The sequence below is a fragment of the Streptomyces sp. NBC_00525 genome, assembly GCF_036346595.1.
Taxonomy (GTDB): Bacteria; Actinomycetota; Actinomycetes; order Streptomycetales; family Streptomycetaceae; genus Streptomyces.
Genome location: NZ_CP107834.1, coordinates 2,983,071 through 2,999,698 on the forward strand (window position 1 = coordinate 2,983,071; position 16,628 = coordinate 2,999,698).

The window sequence follows — 16,628 nt, forward strand, 5'->3', positions numbered from 1 at the left end:
GCTGCTCGTCCGGATGCCTTGTCCAGGCCCCTCACGGGGTGGTGCGTGTTCAGGTCCCTCACGGGGTGGTGCGTGTTCACGAGGAGATCCGCTCCTTCAGGTCCTTCAGCCAGCCGTCGATGACGGGTGCCGTCGTGTCGACGTGCTGTTCGACGATGGTGAAATGCGTGCCGGGCACGGTCGCGACGGTGTCGGCGCCGTTCCAGTCGGCCTGCCAGCCGCCCTCGCCGACGCCGGCCCGCTCGCCCGCCTCGAACAGGTCCCCGGCCCGGACGAACAGCACCGGCGCCTCGATGTCGGCCTGCGTGAACTGCGGCAGCAGTTCCACGTACCGGCCCATCGCGGAGAGTTCGGCGCTGCTGAACGCACCGAGCGTCGCGGCCTTGTCGGGGACGGCGGACGCCATCTGGTCGAAGATCGCGTCGTTGGCCGCGCCCATGTAGTACGTGTCCAGCAGGACGAGCCCGGCCGGCCGCACCCCGTGCACCCGCTCCAGACGGGCGACGGTGGCGTGGGCGAGGAGCCCGCCGGAGGAGAAGCCGAGCAGGACGAACGGTTCCCCGTCCGCCGTACGCAGCACGGCCTCGGCGAGGACGTCCACGGCCGCCTCGAACGACTCCGGCAGCGACTCACCACGTCCGAAGCCGGGCGTCGGAATGCCGGACACCGGCACGGACAGCCTGGCAGCGAGCCGTGCGTGCTGGTGCACGCCGCCGGCGACGGTGGGCGTGCTGAGGCAGATCAGCCGGGGCGCCCGCCCGCCCCCCTCGCCCTTGGCCCGTGCCCCGTACGAGACCGCCTCGGGCAGCGCGTCCAGGTCGGCGGCCGTGGCGAACGAGGGCCGCAGTGCGGCCACCGCGCGCAGCATCGCCAGGCCCGGCTTGATGTTCCCCGCCATGATGGCGTCCAGGAACAGCCCGTACAGGGTGTCGTCGAGCGGACTCGCCGCCGCCGGGGCGGGCGTGGCGTCCGCCCCGGCTTCGCCCCCTTCGGCGGCCAGCCGGCCGGCGACGAGCCGGGCCAGCTCCAGCGGGTTGCGGCTGTCGAAGACGACCATGGCGGGCAGCGAGAGCCCGCAGGCGGCGTTGAGCCGGTTACGGAGTTCCACGGCGGTCAGCGAGTCGAACCCGGCCTCCAGGAAGCCCGCTTCGGCGTCCACCGCCCCGGCGTCCGCATGCCCCAGGACCTCGGCGGCATGGCTCAGCACCTCGTCCAGCACGGCCCGCGTCCTGGCTGCCTCGTCCAGCCCGCGCAGCTTCCGCACGAGCCCGCCGGCCTCCCGGACGGCGGCCGCCGCCCCGGCCCGCCTGCGCCCGGCCGGGGCGAGGCCCCGCAGCAGGGCCGGGACCTCGTCCGTACGGGCCCGCAGCGCGGCCAGGTCGACGCGGAGCGGGACGAGCGCCGGGGCGTCGGCGGCGACCGCCGCGTCGAACAGCCACAGCCCCTCCTCCTCGCTGAGCGCCGGGGTTCCGGTGCGCCGCATCCGCTGGAGGTCGGCCTCGCCCAGCCACTGACTGAGCCCGGTCTCGGTGGCCCACAGCCCGAACGCCATGGAGGTGGCGGCCAGCCCCTGCGAGCGGCGGTGCGCGGCGAGGGCGTCCAGGAACACGTTGGCCGCCGCGTAGTTGCCCTGGCCGGCGGCCATGACGAGCCCGCCCGCCGACGAGAACAGCGCGAACACCGACAGGTCGAGGTGGGCGGTCAGCTCGTGCAGATGCCAGGCCGCGTCCGCCTTGGCGCGCAGGACGTGGTCCATCTGCTCGGGGGTGAGCGCCCCGACGAGCCCGTTGTGGGCGACCCCGGCCGCGTGGACGACACCGCGCAGCGGATGCTCCGGGGCGATGCCCGCGAGGAGCGCGGCGACGGCGGCCCGGTCGGAGACGTCGCACGCGGCGATCTCCACCCGGACGCCGAGCGCGGTCAGTTCGTCGCGGAGCCCGGCCGCGTTGGGCGCGGCGAGCCCGCGCCGCCCGGCGAGCACCAGATGGCGCACCCCGTGCTCGGTCACCAGGTGCCGGGCGACGATCGCGCCGAGGCCCCCGGTGCCGCCGGTGATCAGGACGGTGCCCTCGCCGTCCCATGGCGTCCCGCCGCCGGGCGCGGCGGACCGGGCGAGCCGGGGCGCGAGCACCCGGTCACGGCGTACGGCCAGTTCCGGTTCGCCGGAGGCGAGCGCTCCGGCCAGCGCGCGCGGCGCGGGCTCGCCCTCCTCCAGGTCGAGGAGCACGAACCGGCCGGGGTTCTCCGCCTGCGCCGCCCGCACCAGGCCCCACACGGGCGCCTGCCGCACATCGACCGGGTCGCCGTCCGCGACGGCCGCCGCGGACCGGGTCACCAGCACGAGCCGCGACCGCGCGAACCTCGGCTCGGCGAGCCACCGCTGTACGGCGGCCAGGGCCGCGTCCACGGCGGTACGCGTCCCCGCCGGGACCTCGTGCTCGGTGCCGGCCCCGTCCGCGTCCGCGAGGACGGGCAGCAGCACCACGTCCGGTACGGCGTCGCCCAGCGCGTCGAGCCCCGCGACGACCGGCACTCCGGCGACCACGAGACCGGGCCCGGCCACCGCCCAGTCGCCGCGCGGCCCGCTGCCACCGCCGACCGGCTGCCACTCGACGGCGAGCAGCGCCTCCCGGAACCCGCCGCCGCCCAGCTGCTCGGCGGCGACCGGCCTCAGTTGCAGCGCCTCCACCGAGGCCACGGCCGCCCCGGCCGGGTCGGCGAGGTCCAGCCGTACCGCGTTGCGCACGCCCTCGACCGGCGCGAGCCGGACCCGTACGGCGGTCGCGGACGCGGCGTGCAGGGCGACCCCGGACCAGGAGAAGGGGAGCAGCGCCCGCCCCTCGTCCTCCTCGGCCCCGAGCCCGCCGAAGCCGAGGGCGTGCATGGCGGCGTCGAGCAGGGCGGGGTGCAGGCCGAAGCGGGCGGCGTCCGGATGCGCCTGCTCGGGCAGGGCGATCTCCGCGTACAGCGCGTCGCCGTGCCGCCAGGCCGCCGTCAGCCCCTGGAACACCGGCCCGTAGCCGAACCCGCGCTCCTGGAGCCCGTCGTACAGGCCGTCCGCGTCCAGTTCCTCGGCGCCGGGGGGCGGCCATGCGGTGAGGTCGTGGGGCGCGGACGCGTTCCCCGTTCCGGCGGCGACGACACCTTCGGCGTGCCGGGTCCACGGCTCGTCCGGGTGATTCTCGGGGCGCGAGTAGACGCGGACCGTGCGCCGGGCCTGCGCGTCCGGTTCACCGACGACGACCTGGAGCGCGACCCCGCCGCGCTCGGGCAGCACCAGCGGCGCGTACAGCGTCAGCTCCTCCAGCAGCCCGCAGCCGACGTGGTCGGCGGCCTGGAGGGCCAGCTCCACGAAGCCGGTGCCGGGCAGCAGGACGCTCCCGTGCACGGCGTGGTCGGCGACCCAGGGCTGGGTGTCCAGCGAAACGCGGGCAGTGAGCGTCACGGCCTCCGAGTCGGGCGACGCCACGACGGCCGCCAGCAGCGGATGGTCGAACGCGTCCTGCCCGACGGCCACGGCATCGGTCGCCGGCTTGGCCGCGTCCACCCAGTAACGGCTGCGCTGGAACGGGTACGTGGGCAACTCCACGGTCCGCGCCCCGGAGCCCGCGTAGAACGCCTCCCAGTCGACCCGCGCCCCGTCCGCGTACAGCCGCCCCAGGGCCGTGACCAGCGCCTCGGGCTCGGGACGGTTCTTGCGTACGGACGGTACGAGGACGGCCGGGCCGCCTTCGCCCCGGTCGAGGATCTGCTGGGCGAGGCCGGTCAGGATGCCGTCCGGCCCGATCTCCAGGAACCGGTTCGCGCCCTGCGCCTCCAGGGCCTCCACGGCGTCCGCGAAGCGGACGGGGCGACGAACCTGGTCGACCCAGTAGTCGGGGGATTGCCAGTCGGTGGAGAGGGTGCCGGAGACGGTCGATACGACGGGGATGCGGGGCTGGTTGAAGGTGAGTGGGGTGGCGATGGCTCGGAAGTCGTCGAGCATCGGTGCCATGAGGGAGGAGTGGAAGGCGTGCGAGACGGGAAGGCGGCTGGTCTTGCGTCCCAGAGCGGCGAAGTGCTCGGCGATGGTGCGCGTTTCGGTTTCGGTTCCGGAGATGACGACGGCCTGGGGTCCGTTCACCGCGGCGATTTCTACCCCGGTGGTAAGAATCGGCCCGACCTCATCTTCGGACGCTTGCACAGCGACCATCGCGCCACCGGCGGGCAGGGCCTGCATCAGACGACCGCGAGCGACGACGAGCTTCGCCGCGTCCGTCAGGGACAGCACTCCGGCAACATGGGCTGCGGCCAACTCCCCGATCGAGTGACCGATGACGATGTCCGGCTTGACGCCCCAGCTCTCCACCAGCCGGAACAGCGCGACTTCGAAAGCGAAAAGGGCGGGTTGGGTGTACGCGGTGGAGTTCAGCGCCTCGGCGTCGTTCCCCCACATCACCCCACGCAATCCCGTGGCAAGGTGCGCGTCTACCTCACCGCACACCGCGTCAAACGCCCCCGCGAACACCGGGAACGCCTCGTACAACTCACGCCCCATACCGAGCCGCTGCGCACCCTGACCCGTGAAGAGGAACGCCGACTTTCCACTGCGGCGGGCCTGGCCGCTCGCGACCGCGGGGGCGTTGCGGCCCTGCGCCAGAGCGGTCAGACCACGGAGCAGTTCCTCGGTGTCGGCGCCGACGACGACAGCGCGGTGCGGGAAGGCGGTGCGGGTGGAGACGAGCGACAGACCGATGTCGGCCGGGCTGGACGTGGAGTCGCCGGCGAGCCGGTCGATCAGCTGTTCCGCCTGCGCGGCGAGCGCCTGCGGGCTCTTGCCGGACACCACCCACGGCACGACGGGCAACCCTGCCCCGTCGGCCTGCTCGGCGGCGGCGTCAGCCGTCTGCGGCGCCTCCTCCACGATCACATGGGCGTTCGTCCCGCTGATCCCGAACGACGACACCCCGGCCCGGCGCGGCCGGTCGGCGGGCTGCCACCCCCGTGCCTCGGTGAGCAGTTCGACGTTTCCAGCCTCCCAGTCCACCTGGTCCGAGGGCGCGTCCACGTGCAGGGTCTTCGGCAGAACACCGTGGCGCATGGCCATGACCATCTTCATGACGCCCGCGACACCCGAGGCGGCCTGGGTGTGGCCCATGTTCGACTTGATGGACCCCAACCACAGCGGGGCATCGTCCGCGCGCCCCTGCCCGTAGGTGGCAAGGAGCGCCTGGGCCTCGATCGGGTCACCGAGCGTCGTGCCCGTGCCGTGCGCCTCCACCGCGTCGACCTCGGCGGCCGTCAGCCCCGCGTTGGCAAGCGCCTGGCGGATCACCCGCTGCTGCGACGGACCATTCGGCGCGGTCATCCCGTTGCTGGCGCCGTCTTGGTTGAGGGCGGAGCCACGGAGGACGGCGACGATCGGGTGCCCGTTGGCGCGGGCGTCGGAGAGCCGTTCCAGGAGGAGGACACCTGCGCCCTCGCCCCAGGCGACGCCGTCCGCCGACGCGGCGAAGGACTTGGACCGGCCGTCCGGGGCGAGCCCGCGCTGCCGGCTGAACTCGACGAACATGCCCGGGGTGCCCATGACGGCGACCCCGCCGGCCAGGGCGAGCGAGCACTCACCGGAGCGCAGCGCCTGCGCCGCCATGTGCAGGGCGACCAGCGACGACGAGCATGCCGTGTCCACGGTGACGGCGGGGCCCTCCAGGCCCAGCGTGTAGGCGGTGCGGCCGGAGACGAGGCTGCCGCCGCTGCTGGCCGCGGCCTCCACGCCGAGCGCGTAGTCGTGGTACATCACGCCGGCGAACACACCGGTCGACGAGCCCTTGAGCGTCGTCGGATCGATCCCGGCCCGCTCAATTGCCTCCCACGACACCTCAAGCAGCAAACGCTGCTGCGGGTCGGTCATCAGCGCCTCGTTGGGGCTGATCCCGAAGAACACCGGGTCGAAGTCGGGCGCCTGGTAGAGGAAGCCGCCCTCGCGGGCGTAGGTGCGGCCGGGGGTGCCGGGCTCGGGGTCGTACACCTCCGGGTCCCAGCCCCGGTCGGCCGGGAAGTCGCCGATGGCGTCCACCCCGTCCGCGACGAGCCGCCACAGCTCCTCGGGCGTCGTCACCCCGCCCGGATAGCGGCAGCCCATGCCGACGATGACCACCGGGTCGTCGTCCACAGCCGGACCGCCGGCTGTGGACAGGGTGCGGGCCGGCGCGGGCAGAGCGACGGCCGAACCGGCCACCTCCTCGCCCACGTACGCGGCGACGGCGTGCGCGGTCGGATAGTCGAAGATCAGCGTGGCGGGCAGCCGGAGGCCGGTCGCCGCACCGAGCCGGTTACGCAGCTCCACGGCGGCCAGCGAGTCGAAGCCCAGCTCACTGAAGGCGCGCTCCGGCTCGATCGCTTCGGCGGACGCGTGCCCGAGGACTCCGGCCACGTGCGTCCGTACGAGTTCGAGGAGCGCCTCGGCGCGCGCAGCGGCGTCCAGGCCGGTCAACCGAGCGAGGAGACCGTCACCCCCGTCCGTGGATTGCGCGGTACGGCGTACGGGTACGCGGACCAGGCCCCGGAGCAGTGCGGGCAGTTCGGTGGCGCGGTTGCGCAGCACGTTGGTGTCGATGCGGAGCGGGACGGTGGCCGCGAGGCCCGACTCCAGGGCGGCGTCGAAGAGGGCGAGGCCCTCCGTCGCGGACAGGGCGGGCAGCCCCTGGGCCGCCATGCGCTCCTCGGCGAGGCCCAGCATGTCGACGCTGGTCATGCCGGTGTCGACGCCCCAGAGCCCGAAGGCCATGGCAGTCGCCGGAAGTCCTTCGGCGTGACGTTTGGCGGCGAGTGCGTCGAGGAAAACGTTGGCCGCCGCATAGTTGCCCTGACCGGCCGCCAGCACCAGACCACCGGCCGACGAGAACATCACGAACGCCGACAGGTCCAGGTCAGCGGTCAGCTCGTGCAGATGCCAGGCCGCGTCCACCTTCGGCCGCAGGACAGCCGCCATACGCTCGGGCGTCAGCGCGCCGACCACCCCGTTATCCACGACACCGGCCACATGCACGACACCGGACAGCGGGTACGCCGGGTCCACGGACGCGATCACCTCGGCCAGGGCATCCCGATCCGCCACGTCGCAGGCCGCCACGGCGACCGCCGCACCGAGGCCGATCAGTTCCGCGACCAGTTCGGCGGCGCCCGGCGTGCCCGCGCCCCGGCGCCCGACCAGCAGCAGATGCCGCACGCCGTGTTCGGCCACCAGGTGCCGGGCGACGCGCGCACCGAGTCCGCCGGCGCCACCGGTGATGAGTACGGTTCCGTCCGCCTTCCACACCGGGGCGGCCACGTCCTCGGCCGTGCGCGGCGCGGCGAGCACCAGGCGCGGCACCCACACCTCACCGTCGCGGACGACGAGTTCCGGTTCGCCGAGGGCGGTCAGCTGGTCCCAGGGGACGGAGCCGTCCGAGTCGACCAGCACGAACCGGCCCGGATTCTCCGCCTGCGCGGCCCGGACCAGCCCCCACACGGGAGCCTGTCGCACATCGACCGACTCGCCCTCGGCCACGGCCACCGCGCCGCGCGTGGCGACCACCAGCACCGCGCCCTCGGGCCGGTCCACGGAGAGCCAGTCCTGCACGGCCTCCAGCGCCTGACCCACCAATTCGTGTGCGGCGGCCGGCACATCGGTTTCCGGCACAGCGGCGTCCGGCACAACGGCGTCCGGCACAACGGCGTCCGGGTCGCGCGTCACGCAGGTGAAGATGCTCGGGGCGGGCGCGCCGGAGGGCGTACGGGCGGGGGCGGCGGGCAGCTTGTTCCAGGCGATGCGGAAGAGGGAGTCGTTGCCGCTCGTCGCCAACTGCTCGCTCGATACGGGCCGGCCGACGACCGCGCCCACGGTGGCCACAGGGGCCCCGGTGGCGTCCGCGACCTGCAACGAAAGGCTCTCGGGGGTCGGCTGCGTGATCCGTACGCGTACGGCGGCGGCCCCTGCCGCGTGCAGGCTCACCTCGCGCCACACGAAGGGCAGGACGGTCTCGTCGCCCCCGGTGCCGTTGACGAGCGCCGCGTGCATGGCGGCGTCGAGCAGCGCCGGGTGCAACCCGAACTTCTCGGCCTCGGCGTGCGCCTGTTCCGGCAGGGCGACCTCGGCGAACAGCACGTCACCCACGCGCCAGGCCGCCTTGAGCCCCTGGAATGTCGGCCCGTACCCGAACCCCCGCTCGCGCAAACCGTCGTAGGCGCCCTCCAGGGACAGCTCCTCCGCCCCGGCGGGCGGCCAGGCGGTGAGGTCGAACGCGGCGGCCTGCGTGCCGGGGGCGAGTACACCGTCCGCGTGCAGGGTCCACGGCAGGTCCGGGCGGTCCTCGGCACGCGAGTACACGCTCACCGAACGGCGGGAGGACGCGTCGGCGGCTCCGACGACCATCTGCACGACCACGGCCCCGCGCTCGGGCAGGATCAGCGGCGCCTGTAGGGCCAGCTCTTCCAGCACCGCGCAGCCGACCTGGTCACCGGCCCGGATCGCCAGCTCCACAAAGCCCGTACCAGGCAGCAGAACGCTTCCGAGGACGTCGTGGTCCACGATCCAGCCGTGCGTACCGGCCGACAGGCGTCCGGTGAACGTCACCATGTCGGCGTCCGGGGATGGCACGACCGCCCCGAGCAGCGGATGCCCGGCCTCGATCAGCCCGGCCGTCGCCATGCTGCTGCCACCGCCGCCGATCCAGGAGTTGGCCAGGTACTCGTCCGTGCCCACCCAGTAGCGGGTGCGCTGGAAGGCGTACGTGGGCAGCTCGACCCGACCTGCCCCGCTGCTGGCGAAGTACGCCTCCCAGTCCACGTGGACCCCGTCTACGTACAGCCGGCTCAGGCCCGCGACCAGCGACTCGGCCTCGGGGCGCTTCTTGCGTACGAGAGGAGTGAAGGCGGTGCTGTCGTCGGCCGCGGAGGCGGCACCGAGAGCAGTCAGGACCGCATCGGGACCAATTTCGACGAAAGTACGGGCGCCGAACGCCTCGGCAGCACGGACGGCGTCCGCGAAGCGGACGGGGCGACGGACCTGGTCAATCCAGTAGTCGGGGGACTGCCAGTCGGTGGAGAGGGTGCCGGAGACGGTCGATACGACGGGGATGCGGGGTTCGTTGAACGTCAACTCCGCGGTGACGGCTCGGAAGTCGTCGAGCATCGGTGCCATGAGGGAGGAGTGGAAGGCGTGCGAGACGGGAAGGCGGCTGGTCTTGCGTCCCAGAGCGGCGAAGTGCTCGGCGATGGTGCGCGTTTCGGTTTCGGTTCCGGAGATGACGACGGCCTGGGGTCCGTTCACCGCGGCGATTTCTACCCCGGTGGTAAGAATCGGCCCGACCTCATCTTCGGACGCTTGCACAGCGACCATCGCGCCACCGGCGGGCAGGGCCTGCATCAGACGACCGCGCGCAACAACGAGCTTCGCCGCGTCCGTCAGGGACAGCACCCCGGCAACATGGGCTGCGGCCAACTCCCCGATCGAGTGACCGGCAACAACATCCGGCTTAACGCCCCAGCTCTCCACCAGCCGGAACAGCGCGACTTCGAAAGCGAAGAGAGCGGGTTGGGTGTACGCGGTGGAGTTCAGCGCCTCGGCGTCGTTCCCCCACATCACCCCACGCAACCCCGTGGCAAGGTGCGCGTCTACCTCACCGCACACCGCATCAAACGCCCCCGCGAACACCGGAAACGCCTCGTACAACTCACGCCCCATACCGAGCCGCTGCGCACCCTGACCCGTAAACAGAAACGCCGACTTACCAACCGCCCGCGTCACCCCACGGACCAGCCCCGCATGCTCCTCGCCCGCCGCCAGTGCCGCCAGCGCACCCGCACGGTCACCAAGCACCACGGCCCGGTGCTCGAACACCGGCCGTGTTGCCACCAGTGAGTAACCGATGTCCTCGGCACGGTGGTCATCGGCCACGGTCAGCAGTTGGGACGCCTGGCCGGCCAGCGCGTCCGCGCTCCTCGCGGACAGCACCCACGGCGTAACGGCCAGATCCGCACCCGTGTCACCTGTCGCACCGACCACAGGTGCCTCCGGCGCCTCCTCCACGATCACGTGCGCGTTCGTCCCGCTGATGCCGAAGGACGAGATGCCCGCGCGCCTCGGGTGCCCGCCCTGCGCCCACTCACGGGCCTCCGTCAGCAGCTCCACGTCACCCTCGGACCAGTCGATCTGGTCCGAGCGCTCCTCGGCGTGCAGGGTGGGCGGCAGCACACCGTGCCGCATCGCCATCACCATCTTGATGATCCCCGCAACACCAGCAGCCGCCTGCGTGTGACCCATGTTCGACTTGACCGACCCCAGCCACAACGGCCGGCCCTCCGGCCGCCCCTGGCCATACGTGGCAAGCAGCGCCTGGGCCTCGATCGGGTCACCGAGCGTCGTACCGGTCCCGTGCGCCTCGACCGCGTCCACCTCCGCAGCCGTCAGCCCCGCATTGGCCAGCGCCTGGCGGATCACCCGCTGCTGCGACGGACCATTCGGTGCCGTGAGGCCGTTGCTGGCGCCGTCCTGGTTGAGCGCCGAACCCCGGACCACCGCCAGCACGGGGTGGCCATTGCGCCGCGCGTCCGACAGGCGCTCCAGGAGCAGCATGCCCGCGCCCTCGCCCCAGCCGGTGCCGTTGGCGCCGATGCCGAAGGACTTGCAGCGGCCGTCCGGGGCGAGGCCCCGCTGCCGGCTGAACTCGACGAACACCTCGGGGGTCGCCATGACCGCGACACCACCGGCGAGGGCGAGCGAGCATTCCCCGGACCGCAGCGCCTGGGCCGCCATGTGCAGCGAGACCAGCGAGGACGAGCAGGCCGTGTCCACGGTGACGGCAGGGCCCTCCAGGCCGAACACGTACGAAACGCGACCGGAAGCGATCGCTCCGGTGCTGTTGTTGGCCGCGTAGTCGTGGTACATCATCCCGGCGTAGACGCCGGTCATACTGCCGCGCAGGGTCTCCGGGTCGATGCCGGCCCGCTCGAACGCCTCCCAGGCCGTTTCGAGCAGCAGGAACTGCTGCGGGTCCATGATCGCGGCCTCGTTGGGGCTGATCCCGAAGAACGCGGGTTCGAACTCGCCCGCGTCGTGCAGGAACCCGCCCTCGTTGGCGTAGCTGGTGTGCGGGCGCTCGGCGGTCGGGTCGTACACCCGGTCCAGGTCCCAGCCGCGGTTGGCGGGGAAGTCGGAGACCGCGTCCACGCCGTCGGCGACGAGGCGCCACAGCTGCTCGGGGCTGCGTACCCCGCCCGGATAGCGGCATGCCATGGAGACGATCACGATCGGGTCGTCGTCGTTCCCACCACCGGCCGTGTTCACACCTCGCGCGGGACTCACTTCGGCAAGAGAGCTGTCGAGTTCGCTGAGCAGATGCCGGGCCAGGGCGCGCGGGCTGGGGTAGTCGAAGGCGAGGGTCGCGGGCAGCCGAACCTCGGCGGCGGCGCTCAGCGCGTTGCGAAACTCGACGGCCGTGAGCGAGTCGAAGCCCAGCTCGCTGAAGGCGCGCGTCTCGTCCACGGCCTGTGCGTCCGGGTAGCCGAGGGCCACCGCGACCTGGGTACGGACCAGGTCCAGCAGAACGCGCTCCCGCTCCTCCCGGCCCAGCCCGGCCAGCCGGCCGCGCAGCTCCCCCGCCGCCTCCGGCGCGAAACCGGCGGCGCGCCGGGCCCGTATGCGTACCAGCTTCCGGAACAGCGGTGGCAGCGCCTCACCGGCCTCGGCGAGGGTACGCACATCGAGCCGGATCGGGAGCACCAGCGGCGTGTTCACGGTCAGCGCCCGGTCGAAGAGTTCCAGGCCGTACCCGGAGGTGAGGGCGCCGATGCCGGTGCGGCTCATGCGCTGGAGGTCGGCGTCCGTCAGGGTGCCGGACATGCCGCTCGCCCACAGGCCCCAGGCGAGGGAGCGAGCGGGCAGGCCGTGCGCGGTGCGGTGGGCGGCGAGGGCGTCGAGCAGGGCGTTGGCGGCGCCGTAGTTGCCCTGGCCGGGGACGCCGAGGACGCCGGTGGCCGAGGAGAACAGGACGAACGCCGACAGTCCCCGGTCGCGGGTCAGCTCATGCAGGTGGAGCGCGGCATCGGCCTTTGCCCGCAGAACGGTGTCCAAACGTTCCGGGGTCAGCGAGTCGATCAACGTGTCGTCCAGGACACCCGCCAGATGGACGACACCCGTCAGCGGCACCCCGTCCAGCACGGCCGCCAGGGCATCCCGGTCCGCGACGTCGCAGGCCGCGACGGTCACCTCGGCGCCGAGCGCGCGCAGCTCGTCGGACAGCTCGGCAGCGCCGGGGGCGTCCGCGCCGCGCCGGGAGAGCAGCAACAGGCCGCGTACGCCGTGGTTCTCGACGAGCCGCCGGGCCACCAGGCTGCCGAGCGCACCCGTCGCGCCCGTGACCAGGACGGTGCCGGCACCGAAGTCGGGACGGACCCGCGTCTCGGGGTCGTCGGTGAGGCGGACGAGGCGGGCGCCGTACACAGTCGTGCCGCGTACGAGGGTCTGGGACTCGCCGGTCGCCAGCGCGGCCGCTGCCTGTGCGTCGTCGTCCAGGTCGTCCAGGTCGGCGAGAAGAAGGCGTCCGGGGTGCTCGGCCTGCGCGGAGCGTACGAGGCCCCAGACGGCCGCCCCGGCCAGGTCGGCGACGTCATCCACGCCCTGCGCACCGGCCACGGCGCCGCTGGTGGCGATGAGCAGCCGGGAGTCGGCGGCGCGGTCGGCCGCCAGCCAGTGCTGGAGTGCGGCAAGGACCTCGGTGGTGGCCGCCCGGACCGTTGCCGGGTCCGCGCCCCGGTGCCGGGACCGCAGGACGACGCTCTCGGGCATCTGTCCGTCCGGGCGCGGCTCTGCCCAGTCGACGGGTGCCGAAACCGGTTCGCCCGCCGGGAGTTCGACCCAGTCCAGGCCGAACAGTGACTCATGGGCGACCGTACGGGCGGCGGCCAACTGCTCCGCGGTGACCTCGCGCAGCACGAGCGAGTCCACGGACAGCACCGGCCTGCCCGCCTCGTCGGCGACGGACAGGGCGACGGCTCCGGCGCCGTCCGGCGAGATCCGCACCCGCAGCCGTGCCGCCCCGGAGGCGTGCAGACGTACGCCCGTCCAGACGAACGGCAGCACGGGCCCGGTCGCCTCCGCGTACAGGTCCGTGAAGACGGAACCGTGCAGCGAGGCGTCCAGCAGTGCCGGGTGCAGCCCGAAGGCGGCGGCCCCCGCCCGCGCTCCCTCGGGCAGCGCGACCTCGGCCCAGATGTCGTTCCCGGACCGCCAGGCCGCCGTCAGCCCCCGGAAAGCCGGCCCGTACGCGAGTCCGGCCTCGGCCAGCGACGCGTACACGCCGTCCGTGTCGACGACCTCGGCGCCGGGCGGCGGCCACGCCGACAGATCGAAGGGGGCCCGGTCCGCGGTGGTGGCCGCGAGGACTCCGGAAGCGTGCAGGGTCCAGGGCTGGTCGGGCTGGTCGTCACGGCGCGAGTGCACGCTGAACGGCCGGCGCCCGGACGCGTCCGCCGCGCCCACCTCCACCTGGAGCGCCACGGCACCGCGTGCGGGCAGCACCAACGGGGCCTGGAGCATCAGCTCGTCCAGCACCTCACAGCCGACCTGGTCCCCGGCCCGCACCGCGAGTTCGACGAAGCCGGTGCCGGGGAAGACCACGGAGTCGCCCACGACGTGATCGGCGAGCCAGGACTGTGCGGACAGCGAGATCCGGCCCGTCAGGACGACGCCGCCCGAGTCCGCGAGCGAGACGACAGCGCCGAGCAACGGATGCCCGGCCGCAGCCAGCCCGGCGGCGGAGATGTCACCTGGGGCACCGGTCCCCTCCACCCAGTACCGGGCACGCTGGAACGCGTACGTGGGCAGCGCGACCTTGCGCGCCCCGGAGCCCGCGTAGAACGCCTCCCAGTCGATCGCGAGGCCGGCAGTGAACAGTCGCCCCAGACCCGCGACCAGCGTCTCGGACTCGACGCGGCCCTTCCGTATCAGCGCGACACAGGTCGTGCCCTCGTCGGAGGCGGAGGCAGCCGCGAGAGCGGTGAGGACAGCGTCCGGGCCGATCTCCACGAAGGTGCGGGCACCGAAGGCTTCGGCGGCGTTTACGGCGTCGGCGAAGCGGACAGGGCGACGGACCTGGTCGACCCAGTACTCCGGCGACTGCCAATCCGACGACAGAGCACCGGCCACCGTCGAGACAGCGGGCGTACGTGGCTCGTTGAACGTCAACCCGGCCGCGACAGCGCGGAAGTCGTCGAGCATCGGGTCCATCAACGAGGAATGGAACGCGTGCGAGACGGAAAGGCGCCTGGTCTTCCGTCCGAGGGATGCGAAGTGCTCGCCCACGGCGAGCGCCTCGGACTCCACACCCGAAACAACCACAGACCGAGGACCATTGACCGCGGCGATTCCTACCCCGGTGGTAAGTATCGGCCCGACCTCATCTTCGGTCGCCTGCACAGCAACCATCGCCCCACCGGAAGGCAGGGCCTGCATCAACCGACCACGCGCAACAACGAGCTTCGCCGCATCCGCGAGAGACAACACACCCGCGACATGTGCAGCCGCCAACTCCCCGATCGAGTGGCCAACCACCACGTCAGGCTTGACGCCCCACGACTCCACCAGCCGGAACAACGCCACCTCGAACGCAAAAAGCGCAGGCTGGGTGTACGCGGTCGAGTTCAGCAACTCCGCGTCGTTCCCCCACACCACCTCCCGCAACCCCGTGGCAAGGTGCGCGTCTACCTCACCGCACACCGCATCAAACGCCTCAGCAAACACCGGGAACGCAGCACACAATTCACGCCCCATCCCCAACCGCTGCGCGCCCTGACCCGTGAACAGGAACGCCGTCCTACCCTTCGCGGCCACTCCCCGAACCACCGCCGGGTGGGTTTCGCCCTCGATCAGAGCGGTGAGACCGGACAGCGCCGTCTCTCGGCTGTCCGCGAGCACGACCGCGCGGTGGTCGAGAGCGGCACGGCCGGTCGCCAGGGAGTACGCGAAGTCGGCGTCGCCCGCCGCCACGTCGCTTGCCGCCACGTCGCCCGCGATACGGGCATGCAGACGGCCCGCCTGCGCGGCGAGGGCCGCCGCGTCACGGCCCGAAAGGGTCCACGGCAGAACGGACGGCAGAGAGGTGACGGGAACCGCCGGCGCCTCGGGCGCTCCATCGGTGTCAGCGGGCTCCGCCTCCGACGCCTCCGACTCCGCCGGCGCCTCCTCCAGGATCACGTGCGCGTTGGTGCCACTGACGCCGAATGCCGAGACGCCCGCACGGCGCGGGCGGTCCTCCGTGCGCTCCCAGGGCCGCGTCTCCGTCAACAGCCGTACGCGCCCCGCCGACCAGTCCACGTGGCTTGACGGCTCGTCCACGTGCAGGGTCTTGGGCAGCATGCCGTGGCGCAGTGCCTCGACCATCTTGATGATGCTGCCGACGCCCGCCGCGGCCTGCGCGTGGCCCATGTTCGACTTGATGGACCCCAGCCACAGCGGCCGGTCCTCCTCGCGCCCCTGTCCGTAGGTGGCGAGCAGCGCCTGCGCCTCGATCGGGTCACCGAGCGTCGTGCCCGTTCCGTGGCCCTCGACGGCGTCGACATGGGTGGCGGAGAGCTGGGCGTTGGCGAGGGCCTGGCGGATGACGCGCTGCTGGGCGCGCCCATTGGGGGCGGTGAGGCCGTTGCTGGCGCCGTCCTGGTTGACCGCGCTACCGCGTACGACGGCGAGGACGGGGTGACCGTTGCGCCGGGCGTCCGCGAGGCGTTCGAGGACGAGCATGCCGGCGCCCTCGGACCAGCCGGTGCCGTCCGCCGCATCCGCGAACGCCTTGCAGCGGCCGTCCGGGGCGAGGCCGCGCTGACGGCTGAACGCGATGAACGGGGACGGCGTGGACATCACCATCACGCCACCCGCGAGGGCGAGCGTGCACTCGCGGCGGCGCAGGGCGGTGGCGGCCAGGTGGAGGGAGACGAGCGACGAGGAGCAGGCCGTGTCCACGGTGACGGCCGGGCCTTCGAGGCCCAGGGTGTAGGAGATGCGGCCGGAGATGACGGCGGCCGCGTTGCCGGTGGTCATGTAGGCCTCGGCGACCTCGCCCGCCGCGCCGACGATGTACTCGTAGTCCTGGATGCCGGAGCCGGCGAACACGCCGACGGGCTTGCCGCGCAGCGATGTCGGGTCGATCCCGGCCCGCTCGACGGCCTCCCAGGCGACCTCCAGGAGGAGCCGCTGCTGCGGGTCCATGGTGAGGGCCTCGTTGGGGCTGATCCCGAAGAATCCGGCGTCGAAGTCGGCGACGTCCCGGACGAACCCGCCCTCGTTCACGTAACTGCTGCCGGAGGCGGTGTCGCTCTCCTCGCCTCGCAGTGCGTCGAGGTCCCAGCCGCGGTCGGTGGGGAAGGTGGAGATGGCGTCACGGCCCTCGGCGACGAGCCGCCACAGCTCCTCGGGGGTGCTGACCCCGCCCGGGTAGCGGCAGCTCATCGCGACGATGGCGATGGGCTCGTGGTCCTGGTTCTCGGCCTCCTGGAGCCTGCGCCGCGTCTGGTGCAGATCCGCCGTGACCCGCTTGAGGTAGTCGAGAAGCCGTGCGTCGTCATTGGACATGTTGGGTCCCACCGAGTCCTTGTTCATGCCGGTTCATGCCGTGAGG

The 16,628-nt window shown here is 72.9% G+C and carries 1 protein-coding gene; it reads right to left on the bottom strand.

Annotated elements, in window-relative coordinates:
* Positions 1-76: 76 nt before the first annotated feature.
* Entirely contained in the window at positions 77-16,582 is a 16,506-nt protein-coding gene (locus OG710_RS13255; protein WP_330239524.1) for a type I polyketide synthase, read from the bottom strand.
* Positions 16,583-16,628 lie beyond the last annotated feature (46 nt).

Coding starts and splice junctions, on each gene's coding strand:
- OG710_RS13255 (WP_330239524.1), bottom strand. CDS start 16,582: ATGTCCAATGACGACGCACGGCTTCTCGACTACCTCAAGCGGGTCACG.